This is a genomic window from Psychrobacillus sp. FSL K6-4615, from assembly GCF_038008225.1.
In the GTDB taxonomy this organism is placed as follows: Bacteria; Bacillota; Bacilli; order Bacillales_A; family Planococcaceae; genus Psychrobacillus; species Psychrobacillus psychrotolerans.
The window spans coordinates 1,147,762-1,163,718 of record NZ_JBBOYQ010000001.1; the positions used below are offsets into that span (position 1 = coordinate 1,147,762).

Annotated in this window: 19 protein-coding genes; 15 read left to right on the forward strand and 4 right to left on the reverse strand. The window is 35.8% G+C overall.

From position 1 onward, the window contains the following. The first annotated feature begins 64 nt into the window (after positions 1-64). Positions 65-514 carry a YlbF family regulator gene (locus MKX53_RS05375; RefSeq protein ID WP_340909702.1) on the forward strand — a complete coding sequence of 150 codons (450 nt, stop codon included), beginning with the start codon at positions 65-67 and terminating at the stop codon, positions 512-514. Positions 515-1,139: 625 nt separating this feature from the next. On the opposite strand, the gene MKX53_RS05380 is transcribed toward MKX53_RS05375, so the two are convergent. Beyond that, on the reverse strand, positions 1,140-2,042 hold the full coding sequence (locus tag MKX53_RS05380; protein ID WP_340909704.1) for a glycerophosphodiester phosphodiesterase: 903 nt from the start codon (positions 2,040-2,042) through the stop codon (positions 1,140-1,142). A gap of 156 nt (positions 2,043-2,198) precedes the next feature. Here MKX53_RS05380 and MKX53_RS05385 point away from each other — a divergent pair, with 156 nt between their 5' ends. Beyond that, the gene (locus MKX53_RS05385; RefSeq protein ID WP_090562904.1) at positions 2,199-2,471 is read left to right on the forward strand and encodes a YlbG family protein; all 273 of its coding nucleotides are present in this window, start codon (positions 2,199-2,201) and stop codon (positions 2,469-2,471) included. Between the two features lie 5 nt (positions 2,472-2,476). Here MKX53_RS05385 and MKX53_RS05390 read toward each other — a convergent pair whose 3' ends face one another. Continuing rightward, positions 2,477-2,863, reverse strand: coding sequence for a DUF7147 family protein (locus MKX53_RS05390; RefSeq protein WP_093535360.1), 387 nt, complete (start codon positions 2,861-2,863; stop codon positions 2,477-2,479). A 53-nt stretch (positions 2,864-2,916) separates the two neighbouring features. On the opposite strand from MKX53_RS05390, the gene MKX53_RS05395 reads away from it, so the two are divergent. From MKX53_RS05395 to coaD, 3 genes are read left to right on the forward strand one after another with little or no spacing between them, the layout of a single operon-like run. Next, a complete protein-coding gene (locus MKX53_RS05395; RefSeq protein WP_340909706.1) occupies positions 2,917-4,338 on the forward strand; it encodes a hypothetical protein in 1,422 nt (473 codons plus the stop codon). A 15-nt stretch (positions 4,339-4,353) separates the two neighbouring features. Next, complete coding sequence (rsmD, locus tag MKX53_RS05400; RefSeq protein WP_093535356.1) at positions 4,354-4,920, forward strand: 16S rRNA (guanine(966)-N(2))-methyltransferase RsmD; 567 nt, start codon at positions 4,354-4,356, stop codon at positions 4,918-4,920. A gap of 1 nt (position 4,921) precedes the next feature. Then, positions 4,922-5,407, forward strand: a complete 486-nt coding sequence (gene coaD / locus MKX53_RS05405; protein WP_340909708.1) for a pantetheine-phosphate adenylyltransferase — start codon at positions 4,922-4,924, stop codon at positions 5,405-5,407. A 294-nt stretch (positions 5,408-5,701) separates the two neighbouring features. Here the strand turns inward: coaD and MKX53_RS05410 are convergent, their stop codons facing one another. Next, entirely contained in the window at positions 5,702-6,580 is an 879-nt protein-coding gene (locus tag MKX53_RS05410; RefSeq protein ID WP_340909710.1) for a hypothetical protein, read from the reverse strand. 96 nt (positions 6,581-6,676) lie between these two features. Between MKX53_RS05410 and MKX53_RS05415 the strand changes: the two genes are divergently transcribed. Continuing rightward, positions 6,677-7,723 carry a SepM family pheromone-processing serine protease gene (locus tag MKX53_RS05415; protein WP_340909712.1) on the forward strand — a complete coding sequence of 349 codons (1,047 nt, stop codon included), beginning with the start codon at positions 6,677-6,679 and terminating at the stop codon, positions 7,721-7,723. A gap of 1 nt (position 7,724) precedes the next feature. Here MKX53_RS05415 and MKX53_RS05420 read toward each other — a convergent pair whose 3' ends face one another. After that, positions 7,725-8,939, reverse strand: a complete 1,215-nt coding sequence (locus tag MKX53_RS05420; RefSeq protein WP_340768679.1) for a nucleotidyltransferase — start codon at positions 8,937-8,939, stop codon at positions 7,725-7,727. Positions 8,940-9,063: 124 nt separating this feature from the next. On the opposite strand from MKX53_RS05420, the gene MKX53_RS05425 reads away from it, so the two are divergent. The 9 genes from MKX53_RS05425 to MKX53_RS19695 all read left to right on the forward strand — a co-directional run bounded on the left by MKX53_RS05425 (position 9,064) and on the right by MKX53_RS19695 (position 15,880). Next, complete coding sequence (locus MKX53_RS05425) at positions 9,064-9,603, forward strand: YceD family protein (RefSeq protein WP_093535346.1); 540 nt, start codon at positions 9,064-9,066, stop codon at positions 9,601-9,603. Between the two features lie 24 nt (positions 9,604-9,627). Beyond that, positions 9,628-9,801 carry a 50S ribosomal protein L32 gene (rpmF, locus tag MKX53_RS05430; protein ID WP_090562877.1) on the forward strand — a complete coding sequence of 58 codons (174 nt, stop codon included), beginning with the start codon at positions 9,628-9,630 and terminating at the stop codon, positions 9,799-9,801. A 93-nt stretch (positions 9,802-9,894) separates the two neighbouring features. Next, entirely contained in the window at positions 9,895-10,656 is a 762-nt protein-coding gene (locus MKX53_RS05435; protein WP_340909714.1) for an enoyl-CoA hydratase/isomerase family protein, read from the forward strand. Positions 10,657-10,716: 60 nt separating this feature from the next. Next, entirely contained in the window at positions 10,717-11,115 is a 399-nt protein-coding gene (locus MKX53_RS05440; protein WP_093535342.1) for a hypothetical protein, read from the forward strand. Between the two features lie 129 nt (positions 11,116-11,244). Further along, positions 11,245-12,606: an acetyl-CoA carboxylase biotin carboxylase subunit gene (locus MKX53_RS05445; protein WP_340761864.1), complete on the forward strand. Its 1,362-nt coding sequence runs from the start codon at positions 11,245-11,247 to the stop codon at positions 12,604-12,606. Next, positions 12,603-12,815, forward strand: a complete 213-nt coding sequence (locus MKX53_RS05450; protein ID WP_340909718.1) for a biotin/lipoyl-containing protein — start codon at positions 12,603-12,605, stop codon at positions 12,813-12,815. The genes MKX53_RS05445 and MKX53_RS05450 overlap by 4 nt, the downstream gene beginning before the upstream one ends. Before the next feature lie 15 nt (positions 12,816-12,830). Further along, positions 12,831-14,372 carry an acyl-CoA carboxylase subunit beta gene (locus MKX53_RS05455; protein WP_340909719.1) on the forward strand — a complete coding sequence of 514 codons (1,542 nt, stop codon included), beginning with the start codon at positions 12,831-12,833 and terminating at the stop codon, positions 14,370-14,372. Between the two features lie 247 nt (positions 14,373-14,619). After that, positions 14,620-15,510 carry a 2-dehydropantoate 2-reductase gene (locus MKX53_RS05460; RefSeq protein ID WP_340909721.1) on the forward strand — a complete coding sequence of 297 codons (891 nt, stop codon included), beginning with the start codon at positions 14,620-14,622 and terminating at the stop codon, positions 15,508-15,510. Further along, positions 15,494-15,880, forward strand: a complete 387-nt coding sequence (locus MKX53_RS19695; protein ID WP_093535332.1) for a DUF3397 domain-containing protein — start codon at positions 15,494-15,496, stop codon at positions 15,878-15,880. Before MKX53_RS05460 ends, MKX53_RS19695 begins: the two co-directional genes overlap by 17 nt. Positions 15,881-15,957: the final 77 nt, after the last annotated feature.

The window sequence follows — 15,957 nt, forward strand, 5'->3', positions numbered from 1 at the left end:
GTTAATAGTTTGGCATTTATTTTTACTTTTCTGGTATGATTAACATGATTGGAGGTTAATCAAAATGATTATGACAAACGAATGGGTCGAGATAATGGATCAATCGGATATATTATGTACTATGATTCTTTCCTCTGAACAATTTTATCAATACTTAGATGCACATCGTGCTGTATATACAGATACATCTTTAGTAGGTGAGGTTAATAGCTTCGCTAGGCTAAAAGAGCAATACGAAGAGGTTCAACGTTTCGGGAAATACCATCCTGATTATTCGAAAGTTATGAAAGACATCCGAGTAACTAAACGAAAATTAGATATGGTAGATGCAGTGGCGAACTTGAAAGTCGCTGAGAACGAATTGCAGGACTTACTGGACGAAGTGAGTTTATTAATTGGTAAATCTGTTTCAGAAGGTGTTAAAGTTCCTGTTAGTAACCCATTTTTTGCTTCTTCGGGTTCTAGTTGTGGAAGTGGCTGCGGTACAGGTGGATCTTGTTCTTGTTCAGCCTAAAGTTTCAAAAGTTATGAGATGTGTGCATAAAATGCACACATCTTTTTTTACAAAGAAATAAAGAGTCAATTTTATAATTATGTAATTAGTAGTATAATTCGAATAAAGTTGATTTCCACTCCAGGCGGACGCTTTCCGCGGGCACGGCTTCAATCTCCTCGTCACTGCGTTCCTGCGGGGCTTTCAGCTCGCGCTGTTCCCGCTGGAGTCGCCACCTTGCGTTCCAATCAACAAAATCCACTTTTAATAAACGGAAAATATCATCTAAATATTCGTGTTTTAAATGGAAATAAATAATTATAAAATTGAATCAAATATAAAATTTTTCGTTATATAAATCTAAGTATTTGAAGAAACGGATTGATTAAGAAGTGTAACCTTATAAACACTGTAATTTCTTCTACACTGGACGCTTTTTGGTCCTATCCTTAGTTGGGCACTACTATCTCTGATTGCAGTATAAGTTGGCGACTCCAGCGGGATGAGTGAGACAGATGAGATATCACAACGACGCGAAGCGACGGTGATGGCTCATCGCTCACCCCGCGGAAAGCGTCCACCTGAAACGGAAATCAATAGAGGTGATAAATATTATAGTTGAATCATACTTCTTCTTAATTAGACACTAATCTAATTTCAAAACTTCCATTGCTAAGTCAGGTCTGTCGGTAATTATTCCTTTAGCTCCATTGCTGATAAGTTTTTTCATCACTTCTGGATCATTAATTGTCCAATAGTGAACAGGGATATTTAATGAATTCAAAAACTTTATAAATCCAGGATTATCAAGTGGAAATACATTTGATTTGACTGGAATCTGAAAAACATCTGCCTTTGGATGATATAGATGTTTTAGTTTGCTTGAGTATGCCGTATAGGCTTTTCTTACTTCTTTTTCACTGGCAGCAATTGCAACCGAGTTTTGTGCATATAGATTAAATCTATCTAGTTGATCATCATAAAAACTCGCAACCACAACTCGATCGAATGCTTGATGTTCCTCTAAAAGTCTCCAAAGTTTTGAAGGCATTAAACTACCTTCATAGGTATTGGGTGCATCTTTCATATCCATATTGATAAGCATCTGTGGATATGAATTTAATAATTCTCCTAAAGTGATAATCTGTTCTCCACAATTTTTGTAAGAAGGAACTCCTTCAATATCTAAAAAATGATGCCCAAGATCTGCTTCTTTCAATTGGGCTAACGTATAATCAGATATTCTACCAGTAAAGTTAGTAACTCTGTTTAATTCTTCATCATGAAATACAACTATCTCTTCATCTTTTGTCAGTCTTATATCAATTTCAAAACCATGGACTCCAAGTTTGGCGGCTTGTTCAAATGCAGAAGGAGAGCATTCGGGGGCAAGTGCCGAGCCCCCACGATGAGCCAATATAATAGGTTGTTCATATTCCAATGCTTTTTTGGTGGTACGACTTTGGGGTTTAGAAAGTACTTTAGTACTAGCCCATGCTGCACCTGCAGCAGCAGCAAGTGCGAAAGCTACATTTGATTTTTTACCCATAGTTTCAATTCCTCCTTAAAAGAGTAAAATGTTTTTTTAAAAAATATATAGGCATTTTCCTATTATATCTAAAGAACACAAAACTGTCAGTTAGTTGTTGTTGCTATCAAATTCCTCCCTATGTTATTCTTGAGAGGAAGAAATGAGGGGAAAAGTATGACAGAAAGACAAGGACTAATTGTCTATGTACATCATTTAAAACAAGCTAAATCCTTGCGAAAGTTTGGTCACGTTCATTATATTTCTAAAAGACAAAAATATGTCGTATTATATTGCGATCAAGATCAAATTGACGCTGCTAAGCAAAAGATGAACAAACTGCCTTATGTCAAGGAAATTTTAGAGTCATATAGACCGTTTTTAAAAACTGAATTTGAAAATAGTAAACCAGATAAAGCAAAAGAATACGATTACAAAATTGGACTGTAACTAGCCTATTGAAGCGGTGGTATTAAATTGTTTAAACGTAAAATACCGATTATATACTGATAATATAAATTAACATCCACATAGATGGAAGAATGTTTTATATCGACTGTTACAGGTTGGATAGCTATTTCGTTTAAAGCTTCCTTAAAAATACTGAGTCGTTTAGATTCTTTTTGGGTTTCAACAATACCCTCTCGACATATATATATGGGAAAGAAATTTGCAGTATTTACTGGTTTTAGAGCAATTGCTATGGAAAAATATTTTATATCGTCTTTAGTTGAAGAAAATATAAATGCTTGGTGTATACGCTCTTTGTTTACTTTTGCGAGTTCACATAGCTCGTAAATATCGCCATAACCTTCGCCTAGTTCTATAAAACGTTGGATCAATTGAAAACACTTCCTTTCTCATATATCTTAACACTTTGTTGGAGGACAATTCTATGAAATTTGTTTTAAGTTTTTTATGCCTATTCCTAATTGTAACTAATAGTGTTTTGCTCTTATTTCAATATGATGCGTACTCTTCAGGATTAGAAGAGAATGGACAAGTATTCTTCTATGAACAGGATGTAGAGATGAAAGTAAAAAAGGATAAGATTGTTATTAAACAACATTTTATCAATCTTCCTGAGGAAGAAGTTATTGTAACATGGCCGATTATTAGCGAAAATAGAAGCTGTGATTTAGATACGAGTGATAGTTGCAACCGCTTAACTGAAGACATGACTACGTTTAAAGCAGAAGATAACTCTAAACAGAGCATTTCCTATGAAATTCCTTTAGTAGACGGTTTAAAGGATGGCCAATTAATCCAAGACTTCCTAGTTAAAATAGAAACTGGGGCTGTTTCGCTAACTTCACTTCAAATTACAGATGAACTAAAAAGAGGCGGTATGTGGGTATCAGGATTACCTTTAATCGGTAAAACTTCCCTTGAGCTAATCGATTATTCACTTTCTATTGGCGCTGGGGATGTAGAAGAATTATATTGGCAGCAGAATGTCTTGCCTATTCAATATGAAGATGATTATTTTACAGTATACGCTTCAAATACTTTGCCTGATGAAGTCACTAACTTACTGGGGGAGTTAGATTATACGAATAGCGAACATTTAGCTGTAATTTTTGAGAAAAACAAAAGTAATATTGATGCTTCTCGAATTGCATTTGTTCAACAGGAGGATATTGCTTCTATTCAAAATGAACTTATCGTTAAGAATATACAAGCACAATATGAATTACCTCGAGATGATCAATTGATAGCTGAAGTCCTAAGTAGCTTTTTGTTAGAGTTGCCTGTTGGCTCTCCAAAATCCAGTTGGATGTACGAAACGATAACTAATTATTTAACTTCCGAACAACGAAAGAAGTTTCAAACTGCTTTACTTAACAATAAACAACAACTTACTGCAGCGAAGTTTGATGAGATTTTGACAGATATTATCAATCTAAAAACCTCCTTCTTTGTTTTGAATGAGCAGGCAGGTGCTGAAAATTTCCCATTATTATTTGAAGATTATAGACCCTTATATATCAATGAGATACAACAGGAAAAGATGAAAGTTCTTTTTAAGGATGGCAAAATTCTTTATGCAGCAGAACCGCTGCTTACTAATTTGGGATATACACTTAACCACACAGACAAAGGTTTATATGTGCAAAATGCAACAAGAGCATTTCGTTTTCCGATTCAAGAACCTTTCTATGTATTAAATGAAAAAAGATATGATGCTTTATCAGAACCATTTGAAGATATAGGTTCGCAGTTGTATATTGAAGAAGCGTGGATGATACGTTTGTTTTTAGTAAATATTGAAAAACAAGAAAAACGTATAAATATTACACAATCCGCACTATTTTAGCATTGGAGTGTAGTTATGAGAGTAATATCAGGTTCGAGGAAAGGACTGCCATTAAAAGCAGTCCCTGGAATGAATACAAGACCTACCACTGATAAGGTAAAAGAGTCTATTTTTAATATGATTGGTCCATATTTTGATGGAGGTATTGCCGTTGACCTGTTTGCAGGCAGTGGTAACTTGGGTATCGAATCTTTAAGTAGAGGTATTGATACATGTATTTTTATCGAAAAAGATCCAAAAGCTATCCAAACTATAAAAGATAATTTGACGAAGTGTCGTTTGGAGGATTCTGGTGAAATATTCAAAGCTGATGCTACAAGAGCGGTAAAGGCTATTGAGAAAAGAGAACTCAAAATTGACTTATTATTTGTGGATCCTCCATATGACAAGTTAGTGTATTATGACTTAGTTCAATCATTAGTAGACAAAGGATGTATGAGTAAATCTGCTATTATTGTTTGTGAACATGAGAAAAATGTCACACTTGAAAAATCATATGGTGACTTTGAGCTAGTGAAAAAAGAGATATATGGAGGTACGGTCATCTCTATTTATCGTTGCCTTAAAGAAGAGGAGAATTAAATTGGGAAAAATAGCAGTAGTGCCAGGAACTTTTGATCCAATTACGAATGGTCATTTAGATATTATAAATCGAGGAGCATCTATTTTTGGAGAAGTTTTTATCGTTGTTTTGAATAACTCATCCAAAAATCCACTTTTCTCTGTGGAGGAAAGAATGCAATTGATCATAGATGCTACTTCTAATTTGCCGAACGTCAAGGTTCAAACATTTTCAGGATTATTGATAGATTATGCTGAAAGTGTAAATGCAAGTGTTATTATTCGTGGTTTACGGGCTGTTTCTGATTTTGAGTATGAAATGCAAATCACTTCTATGAATCGAGTACTAAATAATAAAATAGAAACATTCTTTATCATGACCAAAAATCAGTATTCCTTCCTGAGCTCAAGTATCGTAAAAGAAGTTGCTAGGTATGGTGGCAAAATAGATGAACTTGTGCCCTCTCATGTAGAGAAAGCATTAATAGAAAAATATAATACATATTAATGAATAGAGAACCTTGCGATTATGCAGGGTTCTTTTTTAAATATAGATAAAAATGCCTTATGCACAATATTCATAACGCTTTAAAGAATGAATAATACTGTTGTACTGTTATCAGGCAGACGCAGTTTAAGCTATTCTATTAAACTCTCTAAGGGTTAAGATAATAGAGGATAAGGGCAGTCAAAGTGAATGTATGGATATTACCGACTGCCTAAACAGAGATATGATTTTGTAGTCTTAAAAGAGACATTATATCAGATTATGTATCTTTTATTATTTTACTATTTCACAGTGTTATAAAAAGAAAAACAGTACTGGAATTATTAGCATATGAAGAAAGCGGAAAAGAATGTATTTACGAATACTGATATTTGCTTTCTGAGCAAGAACGATTATTTGCATATGAATACTTATACCACTAAAAGCAATAATAAAAGCAACTACTAAAGGTAATAGTGCGGAGCCTGACAACATTTCACCAGCTAAGCTAATCCCACCAGTCATTTCAAAGAGAGATGCGACGAAAACAAGTAAGGTTGGGGAAATATTCGGTAAAATTTCTTTGACGGATTCAAATACGATAAAACTCACTGTAGTAAAAAATATAACCGTAGTACCGATTAGCAATAGTATTTGATACGTCTCTTTAATACTTTCCTGGAATGGAGATTCAGAAGGCTTTTGAATATGTGTACTTGGATGAATGGGTGGAGATAACACAATAAATACTAGCAAAAAAACTAAATTCACAGCATGTATAATGATTAAAAGTTTAATGCCAGCAATTTCTGCATGGAAAATTTCAATTCCTACAAAGCCTATAACGAACATTGGACTAGGTGCGTGGCATATCGCAAGCAACCAACTTGCATTGTTTTTATTTAAAGTACCTATATCTTTTAACGATGTTATAACTGCAGCTCCACTTGGAAATCCACCTATTGCACTTAGTAAATAAATATTTAAATACATTTTATATTTGTTCGTAGTATTTAAAAACGAGTTTTTAGAACGAATAAATAGCTGTGTTATTACTAAGTAGGGGAGTAAATAGGGTAGTAAAGCAGTAGTGAAAATCCTCATTCCTTCTAGTGCACCTTTGTGGGCAACGCCAGGCTGTAAAAATAAAAGTATAATAAGTGCCCAACTACCGATTGTTATTAGTCTATGCATGTAAAATTCATCCTTTGTTCACATAAATTTTGTCAGAAAAAAATGGAAGTGATAAACTAATATTCAAATGTGTTGTAGAAAGAGAGGGATAATTAAATGAAGAAGAGAAATCCGATAATCCTTCTTTTCATAGTAGCAATAGTGTTAGCGTTAGGTTTTTATCCGATGGACTCTTATATTTCTAAACCAGGTGGTGCATACGAACTTGAACCATTTGTAGAAGTAGATGGTGGGGATCAGGATGACGAGGGTACATTGAGTCTCCTAACAATCGCACTAGCAAAAGCTACCCCGCTTACTTATGCTTTTGCCAAAATAACGGACAACCAAAAAATATACAAAGCAAATGAAATCCGCCAAGAAGACGAAGATGAAACAGAATATAATGTTCGTCAATTAAAGCTTATGTCTAATTCTCAATTTAATGCTATTTCAGTTGCATTTAACCGAGCAAATAAGCCCTACACTATATCAAATAATGGAATATTTATTTTTAACGTGGTGGATGAAAGTGCAGCTGATGGAATATTAGAAGCTGGCGATAAAATTTTACAAATGGATGATATCGGAGAATTAACCGAAGAGTCTATAAGAACATACTTAACTGGCAAAGGAGAAGGCGATGTCATTCGTCTAAAGGTTGAGCGTGATGGAAAACAGTTGGATAAAGAAGTATCCCTTAAAACAATACCTGGAGTGCTTGAAACGCCAAGTATCGGAATTAGTTATACGGCAGACAAAAAAGTGGAAACAACTCCTGTCGTACATATTAATTCCGAAGATATTGGAGGACCATCTGCTGGACTAATGTTCACCTTGGAAATCTTAAATCAATTATTACCTGAAGATATTACGAAGGGCTATAAAATAGCAGGCACTGGTGAAATGGGTCCTGATGGGACAGTAGGAAGAATTGGTGGGATAGATTTAAAAGTCATAGCTGCGGACAATAAAGACATGGAAATAATGTTCGCTCCTGATGATGATATTAATCCAACTATTTTAGCAAATAATCCTGATTTGACATCTAATTATGAAGAAGCTCTAAAATCTGCAAGAAAAATAGGTACGAAAATGAAAATCGTACCTGTGAAAACGATTGATGATGCTCTGGCGTATTTAGATCAGTTAAAGGCCAAATAAGCTATTCGATAATGGGAGCAATACGAAAATCACTTCCAACCATAGATTCTCCATACGAAGACTGTAATCCTAAGTAGTAGAGGTCGGCAGCTTTAATATCTAATTGCAACTGTGTATCTTTTTTACTTGCGGCTACTCTACTTACAAGTGGAAGCTGCAAGTCTTTTTTTATGCTCTGCAAATATGCCTGTCCATTCTTGTTCATTGCTAAGGGTCTTATATATGTGGGGAAATCGATTTCTCGCAATTGGTTCCAAGTAAAATCTGTATAAATATGTGTTAGCATCCTCTGAATACGTGTCCATGTAAAACGCTTAGATTTTATCTGTTGCATAAAAGATTGAAAGTTCGTATGTGTTTTTGCCGCTTTCCAAATAGCATTTTCCATCCCTTCGGTAATTTCTGCTATTTGACCAAGCTCTTCTCTAGAGGAGCGAATTATTAGTAATCGTAATGCTGGATAGAACTGTTCCCAACTACCAAAAGATTTGTTATTGCTTTCCCATTCTGTTAATCCTAATAGGCTTGTACTAGGCATGAAAGCATTTACCTCCGAAAGTTTCTGGCCTTCAAAAAGCAATTTGCGAATACCTGTGGCGCTGGCAATAGTTTCTGTTTTCAGAGCATCATCATGATAATTTGCCACGACACGTTGAATTGTCTCTGGCTTAATATCACTATTTAAATGATTTGCAGCCTGAATGTAATGGTATCCTAATATATTATTGGGTTTAGATAAATCTACTAATCGAACCGTCGTAGCTTCAGAAATTTCATTATAGGCTTCATTTAACGCTTTAGGATAACTAATACCTTTTTTCATATAACTTGCAATGGCCGTATTATATTCGTCTTTTTTGGTTAATAATAGATTATAGGTTTCTTGAAATGCTTCTAATGATCCCTCTTCACTGCCGAAACAAAAGGAATGACATTTTAAAGCATCTAACAAGAAAATAGCACCTTTAGCAAAATCACTTGCCTGGGCAGTTGCAAATGCATAGGGAAGTTCAATTACTAAGTCAACACCCGCTGCAACGGCCATTTTTGATCGAGTCCATTTGTCAACAAGTGCTGGTTCGCCGCGCTGTAGAAAGTTCCCAGACATCACGGCAATGATAATATCGCTATTTGTTTTGATGCGGGTTTGTTGTAAATGGTGTAAATGACCGTTATGAAATGGATTATATTCTACAACAATTCCAGTTGCTTTCATATTCAAATCAAATCCTTTCTTTTATGCAAGTATAATGTTAAAATATTGTAGTGACAAGAAATTATCTTGACATCTAAATTCAGTCATTATATAATCAACTTTGTTGTCTTGAGGTGATAATCGTATGAAATGGACAATTCATCAGCTATCTAAATATCGTGAGAACGGACTAACTTTAGATGAATTCGTGGAACTCGAAAACGTGAAGAAGCGGAACCAAGACGTTCGAAGGATTTCAGCCGTTCACGTAAAAGGGCACTGCACATTTGGTGCAGCGCAAATGACTTGTCACTTTCAGCTTTCTGGAACTCTTATTTTACCGTGTGCACGCACATGGGAGGATGTAGAATTTCCATTTGAGATTGAATCTGATGAAATCTTCAACTGGTCTGAGTCAGCATTAACTTCTGCTAGCGACTATGATAATTTTCATGTAGTAGAAGGTGATGTTATTAACGTTGACCCAGTTCTAGAAGAATTAATTCTTCTGGAAATTCCAATGCAAGTGTATAAAGAAGGTGCAGACCACTTTAGACATGAGGGTGGAAATGGTTGGAGTTATGCAACAGATGAAGAACTTAAAGAAATGCAGGAAGATGAACAACCAAAAGTAGATCCAAGACTTGCTGATTTAGCGAAGTATTTTGATCAGACAGACGAATAATAGATCTGTAAGGAGGTGCCACCTATGGCAGTACCAGCTAGAAGAACTTCTAAAACTGTAAAAAGAAAACGCCGTACACATTTTAAATTATCCGTACCTGGTATGGTTGCTTGTTCAAACTGTGGTGAAATGAAATTGGCTCACCGTATTTGTAAATCTTGCGGTCAATACAAAGGGAAAGAAGTATTGAGCAAATAATTCAGTATTTGTTCCTTAAAAGACTACCAAAGAGATCATGGCTCTTGGGTAGTCTTTTTTTTCTATATATAATTTAAAAAGGGGTGTCAGAAAATGGATTATACTATAGTAAAAAGAGATGAAATTATCATTTTTGAAATAAATAGAGCTGCAATTCATAATGCGATAAATATGGAAGTCTTAGCAGGTTTTAAAGAACTAGTACATACAGTGAAAAATGATAGTTCGATCAAACTAGCAGTAATTACTGGAGCAGGTGATAAGTCTTTTTGTTCTGGTGGTGATTTATCTGTTCTTCACAAGTTGAAAACAGAGCGAGAATCATTTGAAATGTTAAGTGAGGCGGCAACTATTTTGTATGACGTTGCTACAATGACTATTCCAACATTAGCATTAGTTAACGGAACTGCAGTTGGTGGAGGCTGTGAGATTGCAACCTTATGTGATTACCGTTTAGTAAAGAAAGAAGCAAGATGTGGATTCATACAAGGTCAGTTGGCCATTACTTCTGGATGGGGTGGTGGAACCTATTTATGGGAAAAAGGAATGCGTCAGGATCACACTCTACAAATGCTTACTGAAGCGGTACCTTACCCATCTGACAAACTTCAAACTATTGGGTGGGCAACGGAAATTTTTGAAGGACATAAATATACAGCACTTGAAGCTTTTGTGCAAAGAATGATTGTGCCTCATGAGACTGTATTAAGAGCATACAAAATGCAATTAATACGTAAGTGGGAGCAGTCAAAATTATACGAAAGAATTATGGAAGAAGTAAGAACTTGTTCTGTTCTTTGGGAGCAGGAAGTACATCACGATGCGGTCAATTCATTTTTATCTAAAAAGAAATAATATGAGAGTCTATTTGCACCCACTTTGCATATATTAATAAAAAAGCAAAGGGTGATCCAGATGAATGTGAAATTGAGAAAAGATAGTTGGACTGAGGAAGAAGATAATCTTCTAAAAGAAATAATTTTGAACAAAATTAATCAAGGCCACACGCAAATTTCTGGTTTTCAAGAAGCAAGTGTATTACTTGGTAGATCTAAGCAAGCCTGTGCATTCCGGTGGAACAAAAATCTACGCCCTCAAATTATGAAAAAAGAACATAAACCAACTTCTTATTCTACTAAAGAAGCAGCAGATTCCTCCTCCCTTCAAAACCATTTGCAACTGGCGATGGAAAGTTACGATGAGATGAAGCATTCTTATAATGAAATTTCAAGTGCATACAATTTGTTGAAAAATGATTATGAACAGCTTTTAAACTGGGTTAAACAAGGTATTACGCATATTGAACGCAAGTAAAAGAAGCCTTTTTATAGGGCTTCTTTTGTTGTTCCTGGGGAGACAAAGCAGAATTTAGTTGAAATCGCTTTCAACAATCGTATAGACTAATATAGATGGGAGAAATGTTCAAACGAAGGGGGAAGTAAGATGAAGAAAGTATTAATCGCCAATAGGGGAGAAATCGCAAGACGTATTATTAAAACATGTAAGCGATTAAATATTGAAACAGTAGCAATCTATTCAGAAGCTGATAAAGATTTACCTTATGTGAAAGAAGCGGACTATGCTTTTGAGATTGGCCCGAGTCAAGTTCAGCAATCCTATTTAAAAGTAGATGATATTATCGCTCTTGCAAAAAGAGAAAAAGTGGATGCGATTCATCCGGGATATGGTTTTTTATCAGAGAATGCTGATTTTGCTCGTAAAGCAGAGGCTGAAGGTATAGTTTTTATCGGTCCTAGTCCTGATACAATGGAAAAAATGGGAGATAAAATCGAGTCAAGAATTACAATGATCAATGCAAACGTGCCAGTTGTCCCAGGAACAGAAGCGGGACTTGCTTCTGTAGAAGATGCAATTACGGCAGCTTCTTCGATTGGATATCCAATCATGCTTAAGGCAAGTGCAGGGGGGGGTGGCATAGGGATGATTCGTTGTGACGATGAAGAGACCCTCCTTAAACATTTTGAATCGATTAAAACACGAGCAAAATCGTATTTTGGTAGTGATGTAGTTTTTCTTGAAAAGTTCATTGATTCCTCTAGACATATTGAAGTGCAGATTTTTGGGGATACACATGGTAATATCGTTCATTTATTTGAACGAAATTGTTCGGTTCAGCGTCGTAACCAAAAAGTTCTAGAAGAGGCACCTTCTCCGAACTTCCCACAAGAAGCAAGAGAGAAATTATGGGAAGCTGCTGTGAATGCAGCGAAAGCTGTAAATTATATAAATGCTGGAACGGTAGAATTTATAGTAGATCATAATCATCAGTTTTACTTTTTAGAGATGAATACTCGACTGCAAGTAGAGCATCCCATTACCGAAGCTATCACTGGGTTCGATTTAGTGGAATGGCAGTTAAGAGTTGCTGCCGGGGAAGAACTACCTGTGAGAGACCAAGCTTCGATAAAGTCTAATGGACATGCGATAGAGTTTAGAATATATGCAGAGGATCCAAAAACATTTTTCCCATCACCTGGAACTATTACAGTTCAAAATTGGGAAACAGATGAGGATGTCCGGATTGATGCTGGTTATGCGGAAGGTGACAAAGTTACACCATTCTATGATCCGATGATTTCTAAGGTTATTATCCATGCAGAAAATAGAAAATTAGCAATAGAGTCTGCACAAAAAGTATTCTCTTCTGCTAAAATAGAAGGTGTGAAAACAAATATTCCACTATTCCAACAGTTCTTGGATGATGAGAGTTTCATCAGTGGGGAGTATTCAACATCCGTTTTAGGGGAATGGATGGACAAACAAAGGGAGGAAGTTTCAAAATGAAAAATTTAGAATCGACTATGGCAGGTACAGTATTTACCGTAAACGTAGCAATTGGAGAAGAAGTGGCAGCTGGACAAGTAGTAATGGTGTTGGAATCCATGAAAATGGAGATTCCAATTGAAGTAGAAACAGCGGGTAAAATTGCCACAATCAATGCAAATGAAGGCGACTTCGTCAATGAAGGCGATGTATTAGTAACGTTTGAATAAAGGGGGTTTTACAACGTGGGAGAAACAAAAGCGTATAATGATAGATTAGAAGAAAAACTGGCATCTGTTTATTCAGGGGGACAAGCAAAATACCATGAAAAGATGAAAGAGCAAAACAAATTATTTGTACGAGATCGTTTAGCGTTACTTTTTGATAATGGGGAATACATCGAAGATGGTCGCTTTGCGAATGTGGAAGCAGGAGATTTGCCAGCAGATGGTGTTGTGACTGCTACCGGTAAAGTAAATGGGCAAACTGTTTGTGTCATGGCAAATGATTCCACTGTGAAAGCTGGGTCGTGGGGATCGCGTACTGTAGAAAAAATTATTCGTATCCAAGAAATAGCAGAAAAAAATAGAGTACCAATGTTGTATCTAGTAGACTCAGCGGGTGCGCGTATTACCGATCAGCTAGATATGTTTCCAAATAGACGAGGAGCAGGAAGGATATTCCATAACCAAGTAAGGCTATCAGGGTTCATTCCACAAATTTGCCTATTATTTGGTCCTTCCGCAGCTGGGGGAGCTTATATCCCTGCTTTTTGTGATATTGTCTTTATGGTTGAAGGCAATGCTTCGATGTATTTAGGCTCACCTCGTATGGCAGAGAAAGTAATCGGTGAAAAAGTGACGCTAGAAGAGATGGGTGGAGCTCGTATGCACTGCACAGTCAGTGGAGTAGGGGACGTTCTTGTTTCAACAGAAGAAGAAGCAATTGCCGAGGCTAAACGCTATTTGGACTTCTTCCCGGCGAATTATACGGAGAAACCAAAACAAGTGGAACCTAAAGCCATTAAAGAAGGAAGAACACTAGAAGCAATCATTCCTGAAAATCAAAACGCGCCATTTGATATGTACGAAGCAATTGAAGCAATTATCGATGAAGGTACGTTCTTTGATGTGAAGAAGTTGTTTGCTCCTGAGTTAATTACAGGCTTAGCGCGAATTGATGGCAGAGCAGTAGGAATTATTGCCAATCAACCAAAAGCTAAAGGTGGAGTGCTATTCGTAGATTCAGCGGATAAGGCTACAAAATTCATCTCCCTGTGTGATGCGTTTTCAATTCCGCTACTATTCTTAGCTGATGTTCCTGGGTTTATGATAGGAACGAAAGTAGAACGTGCTGGAATTATAAGACATGGGGCGAAGCTTATTGCAGCGATGAGTTCTGCAACAGTTCCCAAAATATCTGTTATAGTACGTAAAGCATACGGAGCAGGTTTATATGCAATGGCTGGTCCTGCATTTGAGCCGGATGTGTGCATTGCCTTGCCTACAGCTCAAATAGCTGTAATGGGCCCAGAAGCGGCAGTAAATGCTGTGTACTCAAACAAAATTGAGGCAATCGAAGATCCAAAAGAACGTCTGAAATTCGTTCAACAAAAACATGCCGAATATAAAGAGGAAATTGATATTTATAAACTTGCTTCTGAAATGATCATCGATGAAATTGTAGCACCAAGCGATTTACGCGCAGAACTTGCAAATCGACTACGTTTTTATGAAGATAAACAAATAGTAAATGCACCTCGAAAACATCCGGTGCTTCCTGTATAATAATGATAAAGTTAAGGTCTACCCCAGAGGTAGACCTTTTTTAAGAGAAAGTATATATTAATTTACCATAACACTGGGTTTATAGAACTTTTAAGAATGAATAAAACAAATTTAATACTGATTAACGTACGGAGCGGAAATCAACAGCATATCTACGTCTCCGATCTTAGAAGACCAAGAGTCTTTTTTTCGGTTTTTCTTAAGAGTGAAAAAGTACCTGTTTTATTAAAGAACTTGGGGGTGACTTATGAAAATTGGTATTGTTGGTGCAGGAGCGATAGGCCTCCTATTTGGTGCATATTTGTCGGAATCAGATCATGACATTACTTTTTTAGTCAGAAAAACTAGTAAAGTCCATCATTTATACATAGAAAAGAAAACGGAAAATCCGAAACAAATTACTTGTGATATAGTTTCGGACATAACTGATTTAAAACAAATGGATCTTATTATTATTGCAGTGAAGTATCATCATCTTACACATTTAGAAGTTAAGCTAAATTCTTTACCAAAGCATATCCCTCTTCTGTTTTTGCAAAATGGTTTATCACACATATCTTTTCTACGGAAGTTACCACAAGAAACTGTCCTTATTGGTTCTGTATTACATGGTGCTACGAAAATAAATAATTCCACGGTTCAACACTTAGGAATAGGTCCAACTTATATTGGGTTTTATAAAGGGCAATGGGCTTCGATTAATAGTTTAATGGAGGGTAATAACGAGGAATTCCCTTTGATCTTTACCGGTGATATCGAACAGATGCTTGTGAAGAAAGCTATGTTAAATTGCTTGATTAATCCTTTGACTACTATTGCTCAAGTGACTAATGGGGAGCTAGTTGAAAATGACTCCTATAAAGCTATATTGAGAGGCATGTATGACGAAATGATGTTTGCTTTTGATGACTGGCGAGAAAGGCTTATATGGGAGGAGGTTGTCTCCCTGTGCGAAAATACCAGGGGAAATCGTTCCTCTATGCTCAAGGACTTTGAGAATGGGAGAATGATGGAGTTAGATACCATTGTTGGAGCTATAATAGAGAAAGCCGCTCAAAGAAATAAAACTTTGCCTATTTTACAAGCATTCTATTTATTACTAAGTGAAATAAACAAAGAAGGTGATTACCGTCGTTAATGTTCTTTCGATTTTTGTAATATACCCAGTAGTCGTGTTTTTGCTTGTATTTATCATTTGTAAATTTGTTTTACATAAAAGAAAAAAATCAATTGGCATTGCGTCTGATGTTTCGACTTTCTTTTTATACTTTTCTACGGCTAATTTGTTCTCATTCCTTTTCTCGAAAGGGATTGGTTGGTATCTTATTATTTTTTCCATTATACTAGCGACGATTATGACATGTTTAGACTGGCGTTCTAAAAAAGAAATTGAAATAATTCCATTGTTGAGGAAAATTTGGAGAATACTATTTTTACTATTATGTTGTTTTTATGCATTTTTATGGTTATTCGGAGTTATCCAATATGTTTTAACTTATATAAGCTAATAATTTTTACACATATATAGTAAGTGTTATACTCTTAAAGTATTTAAAATGATAGCTTTGGTGAATTTTCGCCAAAA